The organism is Ascidiimonas meishanensis (genome assembly GCF_037782385.1).
In the GTDB taxonomy this organism is placed as follows: domain Bacteria; phylum Bacteroidota; class Bacteroidia; order Flavobacteriales; family Flavobacteriaceae; genus Ascidiimonas; species Ascidiimonas meishanensis.
The window spans coordinates 26,376-44,806 of record NZ_JBBEXD010000018.1 but is presented as its reverse complement, the minus strand read 5'-3'; the positions used below and the strand labels follow the sequence as shown (position 1 = coordinate 44,806).

Annotated in this window: 15 protein-coding genes and 1 tRNA gene; 4 read left to right on the top strand and 12 right to left on the bottom strand. The window is 34.2% G+C overall.

All coding sequences use genetic code 11. The features are described from left to right. Positions 1-99 precede the first annotated feature (99 nt). The 4 genes from WBG07_RS18995 to WBG07_RS18980 all read right to left on the bottom strand — a co-directional run bounded on the left by WBG07_RS18995 (position 100) and on the right by WBG07_RS18980 (position 5,139). Positions 100-627 carry a UpxY family transcription antiterminator gene (locus WBG07_RS18995; protein ID WP_340203658.1) on the bottom strand — a complete coding sequence of 176 codons (528 nt, stop codon included), beginning with the start codon at positions 625-627 and terminating at the stop codon, positions 100-102. 996 nt (positions 628-1,623) lie between these two features. Further along, positions 1,624-1,758, bottom strand: a complete 135-nt coding sequence (locus WBG07_RS18990) for a hypothetical protein (RefSeq protein ID WP_340203656.1) — start codon at positions 1,756-1,758, stop codon at positions 1,624-1,626. A gap of 154 nt (positions 1,759-1,912) precedes the next feature. Next, positions 1,913-3,634: a helix-turn-helix domain-containing protein gene (locus WBG07_RS18985; RefSeq protein ID WP_340203654.1), complete on the bottom strand. Its 1,722-nt coding sequence runs from the start codon at positions 3,632-3,634 to the stop codon at positions 1,913-1,915. Between the two features lie 563 nt (positions 3,635-4,197). Then, positions 4,198-5,139, bottom strand: a complete 942-nt coding sequence (locus WBG07_RS18980; protein WP_340203652.1) for a transglutaminase domain-containing protein — start codon at positions 5,137-5,139, stop codon at positions 4,198-4,200. A 489-nt stretch (positions 5,140-5,628) separates the two neighbouring features. On the opposite strand from WBG07_RS18980, the gene WBG07_RS18975 reads away from it, so the two are divergent. Together WBG07_RS18975 and WBG07_RS18970 are read left to right on the top strand one after the other, a co-directional pair. Beyond that, positions 5,629-6,102 carry a cupin domain-containing protein gene (locus WBG07_RS18975; RefSeq protein ID WP_340203651.1) on the top strand — a complete coding sequence of 158 codons (474 nt, stop codon included), beginning with the start codon at positions 5,629-5,631 and terminating at the stop codon, positions 6,100-6,102. Positions 6,103-6,389: 287 nt separating this feature from the next. After that, positions 6,390-7,430, top strand: coding sequence for a CaiB/BaiF CoA transferase family protein (locus WBG07_RS18970; protein ID WP_340203650.1), 1,041 nt, complete (start codon positions 6,390-6,392; stop codon positions 7,428-7,430). Positions 7,431-7,698: 268 nt separating this feature from the next. Here the strand turns inward: WBG07_RS18970 and WBG07_RS18965 are convergent, their stop codons facing one another. The 6 genes from WBG07_RS18965 to mce all read right to left on the bottom strand — a co-directional run bounded on the left by WBG07_RS18965 (position 7,699) and on the right by mce (position 13,067). Continuing rightward, a complete protein-coding gene (locus tag WBG07_RS18965) occupies positions 7,699-8,211 on the bottom strand; it encodes a hypothetical protein (RefSeq protein ID WP_340203648.1) in 513 nt (170 codons plus the stop codon). A gap of 346 nt (positions 8,212-8,557) precedes the next feature. Next, complete coding sequence (locus WBG07_RS18960) at positions 8,558-8,752, bottom strand: hypothetical protein (protein ID WP_340203646.1); 195 nt, start codon at positions 8,750-8,752, stop codon at positions 8,558-8,560. Next, entirely contained in the window at positions 8,742-10,793 is a 2,052-nt protein-coding gene (locus WBG07_RS18955; RefSeq protein ID WP_340203645.1) for a tetratricopeptide repeat protein, read from the bottom strand. The genes WBG07_RS18960 and WBG07_RS18955 overlap by 11 nt, the downstream gene beginning before the upstream one ends. Next, complete coding sequence (locus WBG07_RS18950; RefSeq protein ID WP_340203643.1) at positions 10,790-11,716, bottom strand: hypothetical protein; 927 nt, start codon at positions 11,714-11,716, stop codon at positions 10,790-10,792. Before WBG07_RS18950 ends, WBG07_RS18955 begins: the two co-directional genes overlap by 4 nt. An 815-nt stretch (positions 11,717-12,531) precedes the next feature. Then, a tRNA-Ile gene (locus WBG07_RS18945) sits at positions 12,532-12,605 on the bottom strand. A 57-nt stretch (positions 12,606-12,662) separates the two neighbouring features. Next, positions 12,663-13,067, bottom strand: a complete 405-nt coding sequence (gene mce, locus WBG07_RS18940) for a methylmalonyl-CoA epimerase (protein WP_340203666.1) — start codon at positions 13,065-13,067, stop codon at positions 12,663-12,665. An 82-nt stretch (positions 13,068-13,149) separates the two neighbouring features. Here mce and rbfA point away from each other — a divergent pair, with 82 nt between their 5' ends. Both rbfA and WBG07_RS18930 read left to right on the top strand, forming a co-directional pair. Further along, complete coding sequence (gene rbfA / locus WBG07_RS18935; protein WP_340203642.1) at positions 13,150-13,542, top strand: 30S ribosome-binding factor RbfA; 393 nt, start codon at positions 13,150-13,152, stop codon at positions 13,540-13,542. Positions 13,543-13,545: 3 nt separating this feature from the next. Further along, positions 13,546-14,748, top strand: coding sequence for an ABC transporter permease (locus tag WBG07_RS18930; protein ID WP_340203641.1), 1,203 nt, complete (start codon positions 13,546-13,548; stop codon positions 14,746-14,748). Here the strand turns inward: WBG07_RS18930 and dusB are convergent. Then, positions 14,745-15,737, bottom strand: coding sequence for a tRNA dihydrouridine synthase DusB (dusB, locus tag WBG07_RS18925; protein ID WP_340203640.1), 993 nt, complete (start codon positions 15,735-15,737; stop codon positions 14,745-14,747). The genes WBG07_RS18930 and dusB overlap by 4 nt on opposite strands. A gap of 71 nt (positions 15,738-15,808) precedes the next feature. Continuing rightward, positions 15,809-18,223: an outer membrane beta-barrel protein gene (locus WBG07_RS18920; RefSeq protein ID WP_340203639.1), complete on the bottom strand. Its 2,415-nt coding sequence runs from the start codon at positions 18,221-18,223 to the stop codon at positions 15,809-15,811. Positions 18,224-18,431 lie beyond the last annotated feature (208 nt).

The window sequence follows — 18,431 nt, the reverse complement described above, 5'->3', positions numbered from 1 at the left end:
AATACTTACATTAAATATTTGTTTAGAGAAGATGTTGAAAACGTACGAAAACGTACTATATGATCTTATTTCGGACACTCTTTAATTTGCTTTAATGTATCAAGCCGAAATTAGTTTTGATTCGTTTAAATAGTATAAAGGTATTCTTGCAATGATTGATTGATTAATAGAATTAAGTCTTACTACAATTTTATTAATATTGTTGACATTAATGATTTCGCATTCCTTACCACATAAAGGTCCGCTGGTAATTTTTTGTATTTCCCCTGGTTTGGGTAAGTTTCTTTTAACCTCTACCTCTTTAAGACCGTCCAGACCCAAAAATACTTTAACTGCTTCAATTTCTTCTTGGCGAACAATTGAGTAGGTTTTACCAGTTTTCAAATACAAACAGGCACCTGTTACTGATAAAGCTAAATTAAAATCTTTTGACTCTCTAAGTTTTACAAAAATATATGAAGGGAATAAGGGTTTGCTAATCAATTTTTTTCGATCGCTCCAATTACTAATGGTTTGAATCATTGGTAAAAAAGATTCTATCTGTAATTCTTTAAGACGTTCGTGTACCTTTTTTTCCTGTTTTGACTTTACGTAAAGCACATACCAATTCTTCAATTTTAAACTCATAACGTATATTTAAATATTTTCAATTAAACAGGGCTTCGCCTTCCTGAGTCCCATTTAATATTTTCTAAAAATGGAATACAGGCTTGTAAAAGTTTCAAAATTTACAACCGCCTTTAAAACAAAAAGAATGAAGTCGGCCTAAATTTTAAAAAGAAAAAGTGATTTTACTAAAGATTTTAGACAGCTATGGCTGACACTAACTTTTCCTATTCTCGTTATAAAAATACTGGTAAATAGGAGGTTACGAAAATGGTCTTTCTCCAAATTCATAAATACCGTCTTTAAATTTATAAATTTCAACTAGTAAAGATTCATTTTCTTCTTAGTGAGCAGAATCTGGTCTTAAAATACTTTTTGTATCCACGGAAGAACTAAGAATTCAAGTAAAAATGTAATCCATTAAATGTAAAATATCCCAGAATCAAAAAAGCCTAATGGTCTAAAAGTAATTTCAATATACTTTTCTACGGGGAATGTTTCCCAATGTATCATGGAGATATAACTGATATCTTCTTATATTCAAAATATTAGTTTGCCCTTCAGCTGATTGATGTTCTATTTGTAATCTGTATTCAATATGAAGAATAGCTGTCCTCTAGTTCAGGGATTCATGTCATATTATCAACTTCTCATAAAGTCCTTCAAGAGAATTGCATGACCCAAAATTGTTCACTGAATTAACGTAATCTAAGGGAGATAGCCTATTAGAAGATAAGAAGCCCTCGAAATAAATATACCTACAGAAATAGGCAGAAATTGTCTCTTTAGTAGGCCTTAAAACTCTTTTTAAAGCAATAGATGCTTGATTAAATCATTTGAGTATACAACAAATAAAAACTCGTGTTAAACAGACAATTCTCTCAGAAACAAGCCATTTGAATTTAACGTACTTTTCTTGATTCATCAGAAATCAAAAAATATTTACAAATAAAAATAGCTTGGAAGAAATTATCTTGTTAACACGAGTTCAATTTACAGGTGTAAATTAATTATTTATCATCCTCCTCCTTGATCGGTTTTAGTCTTACCGCTCTCCAATCCACCCTTAACAACATAAGGATTTTGTAATTTAGAAATGGACCATTTTTTAAAACCCAATTTTTTACCACTAGTCTTTTTTACCTTTTTCATTTTCTTCTCTTTTTAAGATTTTGATTAAATGTGTCCGTCGACTGACACTACAAACTTAAAATGAAAAAATGTTAATTTCTGACATAAGCTGTTGATATTTATAAATTTAAAGGATGAAATTCATGAATCTAGACTACAGATTTTGTTGAATGAATTACCCCTGATTGTTCAACTGTTTTAAGAAGTACGAAGGGTAAATACCCGTGCTTTTGTAGAATGCATTTGAGAAGGACTGGGTAGTATTGAAGCCGAACTCCTCAGATATCGCTTTAATTTTATATGAACGTAAAACCTTGCTTTTTGTTAATTGATTAATGGCATAATCAATACGTAAATTATTGATATAATTTGCAAATGAAGTCTTCTTTTTCACATTGATAATTTTTGATAAATACGTACTGTTTGTGCCTATCTCCTTGGCCATCGCATTCAATGTGTATTGTTTTTCGATAAACTTTGCCGATTTTTCAAATTTTTCAATCTTCTGAAGAACTTCATTCACTATTTCCTCAGACAAACCTATGTCGTCTGAATTATATTTTGACACGTTATTTTTTGTTATATTCTCACTAACCTTTATAAAGTTTTCCTCCTTGCCCCCCTCATTAATCTGAACCATAAGCTCATCAAATCTTTTTCTATAAACATTAGATCTATACAGAAAATAACCAATGCCAATAATCAAAATTGTTACAGCTACTATTAAGAATAAAATAATTTTAACTTTGAGTGTTTTATCTTCCTCAAGTTTAGAAATTAGTTTCTCCTTTTCCTGAATTAATAAATGGGCATCATATTCTTTATTTATGGTGTTGGATAAGTATTTATAGTTGACATCTTTAATACTATCCATTTTGATTAGCTGATTTATATAATGGATTTGCCCTTCAATATCATTTTTGGATTTAGAATATGCTATTAAGAAATTATAGGTGCCTATTAACTCCGGAAGCATGTCTTGTGTTTGTTGTAAAGACTTATCTACTTTGGTAAAGTATGTAATGCTTTCATCTATTTTACCCTGCTTATGTAATGATTTGGCAATATAGTAATTGCAAAAAGCAATTCTGATCTTGTTAGAATCATTGAAAGCTTTTAATATTTTTTTACCTTTCTTTAAACTGTCAATAGCAGATTGATAATTATCCAGAAAAAAATAATTAACGCCTGCATGCGCTACTAGAATTCCATACATTTCTTTATCACCAGATCTCAAGGCAATATCAATACCCTTTTTGACAAAAATACTAGAAGAGTCTGGTTTATCATTAAAAGTATAAGAATCTGCTAAAGCATATAAGCCTCTTAAATATCGTGGTACGTCTGTTTTGTCTAATCCGCTTTCTTCAATATTAGAAATATTTTCTTTGAATATTTTAAGTGCTTCCTTTCGGTTACCAATATTATTATTCAATAAGCCAATGTTGAACTTAATCTTAAGGTATTGCACCTTGTTTTTTCTTTTTGATGCAAAATATAAAGATTGAAGATATTGATCCAGAGCCTCTTTATAGTTGGCCTGTTCATAGTATACATTACCTTTTATCAAAAAACCCTGAGCTGGAAATTTGAAATGATCTAGATCTATTGATGCGGAAATTAAACTGTCTGCATAAGCCAGTACTTCTTGATCACCATAATTAGCCAATAAATAATATCCATTAGCAATTGCCTGCGGAATACCACTTTTTTTCGCTTCTAATAAATATGTGTTTGATATCTTTTGTCTTAATTGCTTATCTCTGCTTTCGCGAACTGTTTTCTCAATTTCTTCAAAATAATCAGACAACAATGAACGCTCACCCTCTGTGTTCTGAGAAGAGATAATATTAACAAAATATAGGAAAACAATTATAGTAATAACTCTAATTCTCATAAACCTACTCTCGAATTAAATAACTTATTATTGTGTGATATGATAAAAATGTGAGTGAAAAAAACTTCATTTAAACGTGAATTTATTACACCATAAAAAATCTAATATACACTTTTTTATCCTTACTAGAGATCTATAAGATTATTGAATATACCTCACGTAATTACGTAAATATCAATAGGTTTACATCCTTAAAAAAACTTTGTGTGTATTCACTTTTTAATCTATAATCCTTTTCTGTAAGAATTTTTTTGATATCATTTAATTGATTCCAAGGTATACCAACCCTAAGTATATATTTGAGGGCTTTAGTGATCATAAAATGTGATGTGCTTATTCCATTTATGGAATATTTCTCTGACGAGGATTCCTACCTATGGCATTTACAATAGAGGAGAGAAAAACGGGGGTAATCTGCTAAAAAATAGTGCTAATTACAGTTATTAATAAGTTTCTTAAGCCACCTTTTTAAATAATCAGAGTTTGGGTTGCTCTATATGCATATTAAACAGGTAAGTTAACTTCATCAAATTCAACTTTTAAATATGTGCTATGATTAATAGTTAAAATGTTTTAAAGCTTATTACATTCTTATGAATAAGATAATTAGAATCATATAAATTTACTTTATAATACGCATTTTCAGGTATTTGTTCTTTTTCATATTTGATGTATGTAAATCCATTTAAGTCAATTTTCGCTTTACTTTGAATTGGTCTAAAGTATGAATTATTTTCACTGGCCTCTAGTCTTACTGATAAGGATTTATTTTTCAAATTTGTTCTGTAAACAAGGTAATAATTATTATTAAGCTTTTTAAATTTTGGAATGTCTGAAAAACCAGAAATATACCAAATTAACTTCACGAATTTTGACTTATTGAATTCTTCCAACGATAAAGGATTTTTCAATAATTGCCATTTGCTATTCATAGGGTAATACGTGTTTATAGCTATTTCAGGTTTAATATCAAAATAAAATTCTGATTGGGAAGTATCATAAGAGGTACCCCAAGTTGTATCAACCAGAATCCATTTTCCATTTATCCTAATAGCATTCCAGGCATGTCTAAAATTCTTATCAGATCGCATTTCTATAAAAGGATTCTGTTCGTTTCTAATATGACCTGTAATATATACCTCCTCAATATTTACCTCTCGCATAAACCAACTAAATAGATATGCGTATCCAGCACATACAGCTTTTTTATCTTCATAAACTCTATATGCGCTTTGCTTTTGTACATATTCATAATAAATATTTCTACGGCTTCCCATTCTTCCTAAAAATTCATAGTCATACTTAATGTTATTTCCAATCCAGTAGTAAAAAAATCGTGCGAGTTCGGCATCTGTTTTTAAGTTTTCCTGCGCAAAATCAGTCAGATCCCAAATATCTAAGTTTAAGGTTTTCGTTTTGTCAACCAATCGTTTAATAGAGGTATTCTGAGAAGAAACTGAAGCAATAAATATTAAAAAAAATAATATGGGTAATCGAATTTTCATAATTAGTGTTCTTTTTTTGATGTACCTATTTTATTGCGTTTGCTTTTCTATCAAATATACTTTTTTTGATACGAAACTAAAAGCGCATAGTCTGTATATCTCCGAAAAAAGTAACGTATCACTTTTGATATTTGTGAAGGATACTATCGCTTTGCTCAGCATACCATTGCAATTGCGAGTTGATTTTTGTTTAAATAACATGGTATGATGGTGTATCCTAAGTTTTTTGTTCAAAGAATTGTGTTAAATTATCTTTCTGTTTTTAAGGATTACAGAAGTTTGAAACACATTTTTATTAAAGTTAGTGGTGGCTTGTATAACGGCTACCAATCTTGTAGGAGGTTTTTTCCCATTCCAATACTTTTTTAATCGTTGGAATACTATATGATTCCATATTAATATAAGACTGAAACCCCAGAACTCATCTCAAACACTGAATTATAATTTTTATCTTGCGCTTATTCACTTTTTTTAATTCAAAACTCATTAATGAAAAATCTAGTAACAATTTTAATTATTCTACTATCTTTCTTTATAAATGCTCAAAACTCTGCGTATAATCTAAGTTCATATTTAGGTCAAGGAATTAAAGCACCTAATACTCATCATATGGGTGATGCTTGGTTAAGTTTCTTAGTAAAAGCAGATGATGATTTTGATCAGAACATCACACAAGCAACTTTTAGTGCTAACTCAACATTGGATTGGCACAAGCACGCTACAAATCAAATCATTATTGTTCTGGAGGGGGAGGGTTATTATCAAGAAAAAGGTAAAGAACCAATTATCATAAAAAAAGGTGATGTTGTCAATTGCATGAAAGATACGGAACACTGGCATACCTCATCTGCGGACAGTTCTGTTTCATATATAGCTATTTATGGCAGGGAACCAACTATTTGGACTGAGAAGCTAACCCAAGAATATTATAATACTGTAGCCCAAAAACTAAAGAGCAGATAAAACCTGAAGGTTTGTATATGTTTCTGGTTAAAATCTAATATACTCTTTAATAAACGCACTTTATTGTATTGAGTTCTCTTTCACATAAACCTTTTGGGTACTAAATCAAAAAGGCTTTTAAAATTTGTTTTCAAAAAAGGTATATTTGAGTGAAAGGTAAACGTAATAAACTCCTTTCTATTTATAGTTCGAGGTTGGTAAAGGTTACCAAGGAAAAATCTACGAATACGGAAGAAGGTCATGGTTTTTCTTCACAATAAATGAAATCTTCTATTAGAAATCATCTTATGTTTAAAAACTTAAAAGTAGTAGAGCTGGCTAGCGTTTTGGCTGGTCCTTTAACAGGAACTTTCTTTGCAGAGTTAGGTGCCAAAGTTATCAAAATAGAAAATAAACTTACTAATGGAGATGTTACTAGAACATGGAAACTCCCAACTGAATCTAAAAAAAGATCTATTTCTGCTTATTACAGTGCTGCAAATTTCTCGAAAGAAAGCCTGTTACTTGATTTTACAGATAACTTAGATTATGAGATTTTAATTAATCATATAAAGGATGCTGACATTGTTATAACTAACTATAAGCAAAGTACTAGCAGAAAACTTAAACTGGGTTATGATGATTTGAAAAAATACAATCCATCTCTCATTTATGCAGAACTTACAGGTTTTGTTGATGATGAATCAAGACCAGCATTTGATGTTGTATTACAGGCTGAAACCGGATTTATGTTTATGAATGGTGAACCAAACAGAAAACCTGTAAAAATGCCGGTTGCCTTAATAGATGTACTCGCCGCGCACCATTTAAAAGAAGCTATTCTTTATGCGATTATACATAAGTTAAATACAGGGAAAGGGAAACATATCAAAGTTTCCCTTTACGAGAGTGCTTTAGCGTCTTTAGCAAATCAGGCTACTAACTGGTTAATGGAAGGGCATATTCCCCAACCTATGGGAACTCAGCATCCCAATATTGCACCGTATGGAGATATGTATGAAACAAAAGATGGTAAATTACTTGTTTTGGCTATAGGTTCTGATAAGCAATTTGAAAAATTATGTATTCTTTTAGGATTAGAATTTGACGGGTTTGGTACGAATGCCCAACGGATATCTAAAAGAGAAGCCTTAAATAATAAAATAAATGAATGTATAATTCAAAAAACATCAAGTTATTGGGTTTCTAATCTTGAGTTAAGAAACATTCCGTATGGCTTTATAAAAAACATGCAAGAAGTTTTTGAAGATAGAAAAGCAGAAAAAATGTTGCTTCATGAAGTTATAGAAGGTATTGAAACCGTTAGGGTGAAAACAGCACTTGTTTAGCAGCTAATAAATATAAACGAACCTTCACAGAAAGAAATATCTCTTTACACCGGATTAGGAGAATCTCTATGTGCAGTTCAAATATAAGAGTACGCGCTAAACCATTTAATTGTTTTTAAAAAAAACAGCAGTACTATACTTTTGGTAAGGCAATAAAAATTGCTAAACAGAATTCATTATTCCCTAATGCCTTGGAAGTGGAATTATCAGATTTGCTTAAAGAAAGAAATTGGTTAGTTCATGCCAGTATTACAAATGACAAAAACAATTATATGACAGATTCTTTTTTTAAAGAATTTTTCGATGTCGTTAATTCCTTTATAAAACAGTTCTTCAATCTTTTATTAGCGATAGAACTAATTAAATCATCCATTGTTTCATGTTCCAAAAAGAAGTCAAGTTTTTCAGATTCTTGAGATTTTAAAATTTGAGGTTTTGCAACCACAACCTCCGAAAGAATATCTTTAAAATATGTAGTAAAGTTATCAATTGAATTCACGTATATCATTGAACTTAAGTGAATTTCATAAAATTTCACATTTAGAAAGCTGTTCAAGTTACTATTCAAGCTTTTTTTCGCAGATTCGGGGTTATACACATGATCGTAAATACTTGCAAAATATTCTTTTGCCACATCATCATTTTTTGAAATAAGCTTTTTTCCAACTTCTAAATAGCTTATAAGCATTTCTGATCTCTGAAGTTCTTGGCAAAAGACTGCAAAAGATTTTGTTGATTTGGTTACGATTTTCGCAGGATATGGTAAATTTTCTTTATTCATTCAATTATCGTCATTTACATTGCACTTAACGATTTATGTAGCTGTCCCTTTATTTCTTTTCCAGAAGTTTTCGAGCCTTGACCAGATCTGGATGCGTAATTCCTTCTTTTTCCAGTGCATCCAAATCCAGTAGAAAAGTAGTCCTGTAAACGCCGTCACCATATGCCTTATCTTTCAGGCTTTCATATATTTGTTTTGCAGCTTTCCAATTACCCTGATAGAGCAGAGCTAGTACCAGATTTGTATTAATCCATTCCTCGCCGGGATCTTTAGTTAAACCTTTACGGGCAGAATGCTCCGCCTCACTGAATTGCTTGATAAATAACTGATACCAGGCTAAAGAGCCTTATCGTTGAGCCATTAAATTAGTGAGCTTTTTATTATCCGGCATAGCCTTTTCCATTTCCGATAGCAGACCAATAATCTCTTGTTGTTGTTGTACTTTTTTGTAGGGATCTTTTTCTTTTTCGTTAGTTATTTCCAAATCACCCAGTCGTTCTATCTTCTGTTGCAGTTGAAAAGCCGCTTTGTCAAAGGCCATTGAAAAATTGGGTAAGCCTCTTAATATAAAGCCTATAATTCTGAACCTGAGGATGGGTTTCTGGGAAAATAGCCACACGTTGTTCAGCATCTCGCATCAGTTCCAACCCTGCGGCTTTCAGGGACATGTTGCCCGTGCTTTTGACCATTTGTTCATAAAAAAGACCGATATTGATAGCTGTCATGGCTACGTCCAAATTATATAATCGAGGGTTTTTCTCCGCTAATTTCATATAAAGCTGCAAGGATTCTTCATAGGCTTGCTGCGCTGCGCCCATCTCGTTGTTATCCGATAACAAGTTTCCCAAATTATTCAAGGTCATAGCCACATCCGGCAGATAAACATCGGGGTTTTTCTCCGCTAATTTCCTTCTTAGCTGCAAGGATTCTTCATAGGCTTGCTGCGCTGCCACCATCTCGTTGTTATCCGATAACAAGATTCCCAAACTGTTCAAACTTGTAGCCACATACGGCAGATACACATCGGGGTTTTTCTCCGCTAATTTCCTTCTTAGCTGCAAGGATTCTTCATAGGCTTGCTGCGCTGCCCCCATCTCGTTGTTATCCGATAACAAGTTTCCCAAATTGTTCAAGGTATTCGCCACTTCAGGCAGATACACATCGGGGTTTTTCTCCGCTAATTTCCTATAAAGCTGCAAGGATTCTTCATAGGCTTGCTGCGCTGCCCCCATCTCGTTGTTAGCCGATAACAAGTTTCCCAAATTGTTCAAACTTGTAGCCACATACGGCAGATACACATCGGGGTTTTTCTCCGCTAATTTCCTATAAAGCTGCAAGGATGCTTCATAGGCTTGCTGCGCTGCCCCCATCTCGTTGTTAGACTTTAACAAGATTCCCAAATTGTTCAAACTTGTAGCCACATACGGCAGATACACATCGGGGTTTTTCTCCGCTAATTTCCTTCTTAGCTGCAAGGATTCTTCATAGGCTTGCTGCGCTGCCCCCATCTCGTTGTTAGCCTTTAACAAAATTCCCAAATTATTTAAAATCATGCTTTTTTCAAAGGGTTGAATGGTAAGTCTAAGTGCTTTTTCGTAATAGATCCTTGCCTTTGCAAATTGGTTCTGCCTCTGCATGTAATGGGCTACCTCAAAAACCACTTCGAAATTGCTGGAATCGTTGGCTATGGCCAAATCATAGTATCGCTCGGCAGTGGCCCATTCATAGTCCAACTTATGCAGCCTGGCCTTGAATAAGCACATATTTACGTCCTGCCGAATTTCTTCTGCTCTTTTGGCGATATTTTTTTGCAGTGTATCCACCAATGCCTGTTCTTTAGCTTTGGCAGTTCTGTTCACGGCAAGGCGTTTTTCCAAATCCACACTGTCTAGAACGGCTTTGGCGAGTTCAATGTTCTTAGCTTCAAAAGCCGCAAAGGCACGTTGGTAGGCCGGGCTTTCGTCGTCGAGATTCACTGTTACCCATTTATCTGCCAATTCTTTCGCTTGTTTTTCTGCCAGTTGCCGCTGTTGGTCTAATAGTGCCATGGCTTCTTCCAGGGTTTTAATATCCTGATTGAACTGTATCCTGAGCTCGGCTAAGAGTCGTTCCCTTTCTTTACCATGTTTTTGCAGGGTGGCTACCTTGCGCTCGTAGGAGGCTATTACAGCATCTTTGGCGATATTATAGAGAGCCAATTGGTTATCGTACAACCTTCCCTGTTTGCACATTACAATCTTCAATGGCTTTAAGCGCCCAATGACGGAGGCTTCTTTCAATACTTCTTCGTTCACTATCTCATAGCCGCTTTTGGCAGCAAAAATACGGACGACATCGCCGCCGGGTCGGTCGGCAAAAACAAGGGTAAACTGTCCATTGTCGTCACTGCGTTGGGGGGCAGCACCAGCGGATTTAATTTCAGTATTAGGGAGATATTTGATAGCACCGGTACGGTATTGGCTGTTTTGCTCTACGACAAGGCCGGGAAGTTTGATATCCTGTTGGGCCTGTTTGATACCCTGTTGGGCCTGTAGGATGTGAAGGCCTAAAAAAAGTAGCGGAAGTATGGCGAATTTGTTCATTGTTTAGTTAATTTTCTTAGGGAGATATGGATTTCCTGTTGGGTATGCACAGGTATGCTGTCCAATTCGTGTATTTCGTACCCTTTTTTGAAGAAACTAACGCGTTGGAATTTGCGCTGTTTGCTTTCTGGTATTTCCAATTCAAACCAGCCAAACTGGTCAGTATAAGTAGCGGTGTTTTCTACGCTTACCCTCACAGAATCCAGCCATTGCTCGGTGTAAAAATCCATCACCTTGCCTTTGATGGTATTTATACCTTCCAGAGCAACCTCTAGAAAAATAACCGCGTTGGGTTCAAGCTGGTACAAGCTGTCTGGGGGAAAGGCACGATAAGGCTGGGGGTGTTCAATACGGATAAGCACTTTTTGTCCTTTAAATCCTATCGGTATTTCTTTAAAAGTGGCTTCACCTTTTTCGTTGATGCTGCACGGGATTTCGTTGGTACGCAAGCCAAGCATTACCTGGCCCTGATTTTTCAAAATGCGGTCGTCTTTACCTTTTTTGCCGTGTACGAACACCGTGATTGTAAAGCTTTCGGGTGATCCGTCACCGAAAATATCTTTTATACTGAAGCCTGTGATTTGAAAAATACTCGCTAAAATACCGACCACAATGCTTGAACCAACGACATATTTCCAAATATTGCGCCTGCGCTTTTCTGCTCCCAGGATATCCGGCAATTGCTTTGCTTCCCCGTTCAAAAAGCGAAGCAGCCGGTCATTGATGCGCTTTTTTTCGGTAATTTGCTGCTCAAAACTCAGTATACCTTTTACCGAGTCCATTTGGATCTGCTCAAAGGATGTTTTGATTTGAGCAATAAAAAGTTGGTCTTCCGGTGGTAAATCCAGCGAAAGAAGTTTGCTAATAGCTTCGGACGTCTTACCATTTGAAACCAGTTGTATTATCACTTCTTTTTCTGTCATTTATACCTGAGGATTTGTCATTAAAACACGTACTTAGTTTGATTTATTTATCTCTCAAATATACCTTTTTAGACAATAAATTAAAAAAGCTTCTAAAGTTGTTAAATAATAGATAGACACATAAGTAAAATTTCATTGGTTTATTGGAACTATAGCGTTAAAGCTTTTGTAAGTAAGGCAAATTAATATTATTAATTGATTGCTTTTACTTTTGCAGTCCTTTAAACTTTCACACCGATTCTATAATTTCTCATTTCAGTAAAGGCGATTGTAATTGTATAGATAGTGCCTTTTTTTCTCATTTTTAGATAAAAATTTACAGTGTTTGCAAATTGTTTGCAAATAAAAAGGCTTCAGGAGTATGAACTTTCTGAAGCCTTGTCTTTATTAGTGGTCCCACATGGGCTCCCCGCAGTCGCGGGATAAACTTCTCGCCCAATGACTATTTACAAAACAAAAAACCACTCAATCTCTTGAATGGCTTTTGGGCAAACTAGTGGTCCCACATGGGCTCCCCGCATCCGCGGGATAAACTTCTCGCCCAATGACTATTTACAAAACAAAAAACCACTCAATCTCTTGAATGGCTTTTGGGCAAACTAGTGGTCCCACATGGGCTCCCCGCATCCGCGGGATAAACTTCTCGCCCAATGACTATTTACAAAACAAAAAACCACTCAATCTCTTGAATGGCTTTTGGGCAAACTAGTGGTCCCACATGGGCTCCCCGCATCCGCGGGATAAACTTCTCGCCCAATGACTATTTACAAAACAAAAAACCACTCAATCTCTTGAATGGCTTTTGGGCAAACTAGTGGTCCCACATGGGCTCGAACCATGGACCCCCTGATTATGAGTCAGGTGCTCTAACCAGCTGAGCTATAGGACCTATAAATTTTGGAGTGCAATATTAGGGTTTTTTTTTAGCTTCCGCAAGCATTTTTTCTTAATCTTGAATTTCTTGACATAGCTCTATAAGCACACCATTAGTGGTTTTAGGGTGTAAAAATGCCACTAATTTATTGTCTGCTCCTTTTTTTGGTGTTTCATTTAAAATAGTAAACCCTTCTCCTTTTAATCTCGTGATTTCTGCTTGTATATCTGTAACATCAAAGGCAATATGATGAATTCCCTCTCCCTTTCTTTCTATAAACTTGGCAATAGGACTGTCTGGATTGGTTGCTTCTAACAATTCAATTTTGTTTTCACCCGTCTTAAAAAAAGAAGTAGTTACTCCTTCACTTTCTACAGATTCTGATTTGTAGGGCGCAATGCCTAAAAGTTTTTCAAAAAGTAAATTTGATTTCTTAATATCTTTTACCGCTATTCCCAAATGTTCAATCTTGTTCATCATAGCATTCTCAATTTTAAATGGTTTTCCTATTTCAAATGTAAACAATATGCTGTAATTATTAATATTGTATTTTTGCCCTATGGAAACAAACAGACAGCGTAAGATAGCAGGAGTAATTCAGAAAGATCTGGTAGAAATTCTTCAAAAGGCCGCCCTAGATGGAGGATTAACTGGTGTTTTAATTTCCGTTACCAAAGTAAATGTTACTTCAGACTTGTCTATTGCTAAAGTATACTTGAGTATTTTTCCACATAAAGAAAGTACGGCTTTATTGGAAGGGATACGGTCTAATCAACCACTCATCAAACATCAATTGGCACAAAGAACACGCCATCAATTAAGAAGGGTTCCTCAACTTGAGTTTTTTGTAGATGATTCTTTAGAGTATATTGATAAAATAGACCATTCGTTAAAAGGAGATCAAAATCCTATAGAAAATCCTAATTTATTGGACAAAAGGAAAAAATCGTAGCGATTGAACTTTCCTCTTTACATAGCAAAAAGATACCTTATTTCTAAAAGCAGCCAGAATGCTGTAAATATTATAAACCGCATTACGTTTGTGGTAACTATTATTGGTGCCGCTTCACTTTTTATTGTTCTTTCTGGTTTTTCTGGACTCAAAACATTTAGCCTTTCTTTTAGCAATTCTTTTGATCCGGATCTTAAAGTTATACCCGCCACAGGCAAATTTATTACGCTTACTGATGCGCAGGATGAAAAATTAAACCAAATCAAAGGAGTCAAATCTTATTCAAAGGAATTAGAAGAACGGGTTTTTCTTTCTTATAAACAAAAGAACCATGTTGCCTATTTAAAAGGTGTAGACCAAAACTTCAACAAGGTAACCGGATTAGACAGTCTTGTCTTTTATGGAAAATGGTTCAATCAATCAAATGAAGTAGTGGCGGGAATTCGTATTTCAAATCTTTTAGGTCTTACCCCAAATGATTATACCAACCCACTTTCAATCATCGTTCCCAAACCAGGCAAAGGTAGTTTTAAAGCACAATCAAATCCCTTTAATACGAAATCTGTAGTAATGAGTGGTGTGTTTTCAATTACGGAAGAATTAGATAAAAAATATATATTTTGTCCTTTAACTTTAGTTCAAGAACTACTTCAAAAAGAAGATAATACTATCTCGTCTATTACTTTTAAGCTTCAAAAAGGAGCAGACGAAACTCAGCTAGTTTCAGCCCTTCAAACTATTTTTGGGAAAAACAAGATCGAAGTAAAAAACAGAGCACAATTAAACGATGCGTTGTATAAAATGTTAAATACAGAAAATCTCGCTATTTATCTCATATTTACCTTAGTACTCATTATTGCTTTGTTTAATGTTGCCGGAGCTATCATTATGATGATTTTAGATAAAAAAGAGAATCTAAAGACGCTTTTTAACCTTGGAGCTACCATTACCGCACTTAAACGAATTTTCTTTATGCAAGGCGTTCTGTTAGTGACTATAGGAGGTATTAGCGGAATTCTTCTTGGTATTTTAATTGCATGGTTGCAACAGAGTTTCCATTTGGTGATGATTACTCCTTCTTTACCCTACCCAATGGAAATACGGTTTATAAATATCATTATTGTTGCGATTACCATTTTTGTATTAGGAATCATTGCAGCAAGAATTTCTTCTGCTAGCATCTCTAAAAAATTATTGGAAGCTTAAGCAAATTGATAACCTGCAAATTTTTCCAATACCTCATCAAAGGCAGCAAAAACATCGGATGCAGCATCACTAGTAACCATTTTCATTCGGTATTCCTTAAAATTAGGAATTCCTTTAAAATAATTGGTATAATGCCTTCTAGTCTCAAAAACCCCTAATTTTTCGCCTTTCCAGTCTATTGACATCTGTAGATGCCTTCTGGCAGCAATTACACGTTCTTCTAAGGTAGGTGGAGCTAAATGTGTACCTGTTTTAAAAAAATGCTTTACTTCTTTAAAAAACCATGGATATCCTATACTTGCTCTTCCAATCATTGCGCCATCCAGACCGTATACATCTCTCATTTCCATGGCCTTTTCGGGAGAGTTTACATCTCCATTACCAAAAACAGGAATATGCATTCTGGAATTATTCTTAACCTCTGCTATCGGTTTCCAATTGGCTTCTCCTTTATACATTTGTACACGGGTTCTGCCATGTATAGAAATTGCCTTAATACCTACATCTTGGAGACGTTCTGCAACTTCTACAATTTTAATGGAGTCACTATCCCAACCCAAACGTGTTTTTACCGTTACCGGAAGATGGGTTCTTTTTACCATAGCTTCCGTGAGCTTTACCATTAAAGGAATGTCTCTTAAAATTCCAGCTCCGGCATTCTTACTAACCACTTTTTTTACGGGGCATCCAAAATTGATGTCTATAATATCAGGCTTTGACCTGGTAACAATATCTATAGCTTCTAGCATAGAATCCATTTCGGCCCCAAAAATCTGAATTCCTACCGGACGTTCCTTTTCATAGATATCTAGTTTTTGAACACTTTTTGCAGCATCGCGAATGAGGCCTTCACTGCTAATAAATTCTGTATACATAACATCTGCCCCTTGTTCTTTACATAAAGCACGAAAAGGGGGGTCGCTTACATCTTCCATGGGTGCAAGCAAGAGCGGAAACTCTCCTACATCTATTGGTCCGATTTTAGCCAAAGCAATTTCTTTTTTAGGAATGCAAAGATAAGCGTTTTATCTTCAATGTTTTAAATGGATATTTGTCTTTATCAATTGAGGCGCTCGCGTTCTTCAATGGTTTTTGTTTCGGAAGCATTTTTTAAGCGAGTATTTCCAAATCTATATCTAAAAGCAATTGTAAATAAGCGATTCTCATCTCTTACAATGCGGGTACTGCTTTGATTGTCAAAAAATCTATTGGTTCTAATATATCCGTTATTGAAAATATCTTTTATCCCTATTGTTAATCTTGCCTTATTCTTAAGCATTGTTTTAGATACCGCAGCGTTAATAAAGCTATAATCTTCTTGCCTGGCATTACCCAAAATAATTTCTGAAACATACTCGCCCCCTAATTCTCCTGTAAGTCCATCTTTAGCAGAAATAGTAAAATAATTATCAAAAGTTAAATATAAAGTCCAAAGACTATTATCAACTAAATTATCTCCGTTTTCAACATTTCTAAACCTTTCAGCACCATAAAAATAAGAGGTTACTAAACTTAAATCCCAAAAATTGGTAATGGATTTATAGGTTAAAAAATCAAAACCGTAAGATACCTCACGGTCAATATTGGTATTAAGATATCTTATGATATTACTGTCGTTATTCTGGAAAGTGAGGTGTTTTAATGCATTTTTTTCAAAGCGGTAATAGATCTCAAAAGTATAGGTTTCGTTAAGCGTATAAGATAGTGTAATCAAATCTTTAAAAGCAGGGTTAAGAGCTGGGTCTCCTTGAACAAAAATATTGTTTCCAGTGAAATATTTGAATGGATTGATACTTGCGTAACGTGGTCTTTTTATCCGCCTGCCATAATTGATACTAAAGTCGTGCGTACTATTGGGAACATATTGAAGATAAAAGGTGGGGAAAATTTCTAAATACTCATTATCATTTACCCTTCCCAGCATATCTGAAATGCCTTTTGTTTCCGTAAATTCTGCTCTTAATCCTGCTTTAAAATTCCAATTAGACCAGCCTCTGGAATAACTCAAGTATGCTGCGACTATGCTTTCATCATATTCAAAACGATCATTCTCCGTAGGGTCATCGCCAGGTTGAGTAGGGTCAAAACCAGGTTGTTCTATTGTACTTAGTGCGTCAATTGAAGCGTACTTCACACCTGCTTCCACTTCATCATTCTTGGTTAAAGGAAAATTAAAATCCCCTTGCGCGTTAAATATATGAATACGTTGGTCTGAATCTGTAGAAAAATCATTGTCACCCGTTTTGGTACCATCTGGAAGAAAAAAGTCTGTATCCAGCTCCTGAAGCCTTTCGTAATCATAATAAGTATACCCACTATTGAATACAAATTGTGCACCCTTATCGTTTAGTTTTCTAACATAATCAAGATTAAAAATTAGATTAAGATTATCATCTGTTATATGATTAAATGTAGTAAAAGAAGATGTTGGTATTCCATTAGGATCACTAATCGCAGTGTTAGTAAGATACCTTAAATTAAATGTAGGCAATACAGAAGTGATCACTGAAGCACTAAAAGTATGCTTAGCATTTGGTATGTAATCAAAAAAAGCGCTTACTGTATGTCTTCTGGAATCTGTAATTCCCTCCAAGTTAGTATTCCAAATAGATGCTATTTCATCATTCTCAATAAAATCAACAATCTCATTTTGTAAACTCAACCTCTTCCGATCCGCAACCGTATAATTAATAGCCAGTTGGGTTTTTTCCGATTTAAAAAAATGACTGGTCCCCAAAGTATATTTTGGATACACCCCTACTGTATAATTTGTAAAAACACTGCCATTATAACCTCTGGCAATATTCTTATTCATATTAATATTGACTATAGCGCCGCCTTCGGCATCATATTTTGCAGATGGATTTGTTATTAGCTCAATAGAAGAAACAGAACCTGCTTCTGTTCCTGTAAGAAGATTGAGAATATCTTCTTTGGGTAAAGAAACCTTTCTATTATTAATAAGTACTTGTATATTAGACGATCCTTTTATACTTATTTCGTTATTGACAACAATAATTCCTGGTGTCCTTTTGAGAAGCTCCCAAATATTAGTATCGGTTAGTGAAGTTTGCGCTACCTCAAAAACCAGTCTATCTACTTTACGTTTTAATTGAGGATATTTCTTCTTAGCTGTAATCGTAATATCTTCTAGATTTTCAGTTAAGGGTTCAAGTACCACCAACTCTATTTTTGCATCAGACGCAATACTAATTTCTTTAAATACTTTTTTGTAACCGACAAATGAAAATTTAAGTATATAATTACCAGCGGAAAGATTAGCAATTTGATAACTTCCGTCCTCCAAAGTAGAGTTTCCCTTAATAACGGTAGAATCTGATTGTTGCAATACAAGTACATTTACAAAACCTAGTGCTTCCTGATTATTTTTACTTACCTTTCCTTCAATAGTAAACTCTTGTCCATAACTCTTTGTTAACGTGGACAACACGAATAATACAAATAATGTATACATGGGAAGTGGTTTTATAAACCGAAAACGCATATTATAATTTTTAATTTGTAGACTATTTTCTACAAAGATATTATTTAATTAGTATTTAATCGATAATTATTTGTTGTTCATCTTAAAATTCGTACAAAAATCGATATATCTTTAAAATCACACAAGTTTTTAAAAGTTAAAGTTTACCTGTAAAAATAAGGAGCTAAAATAAGCTATA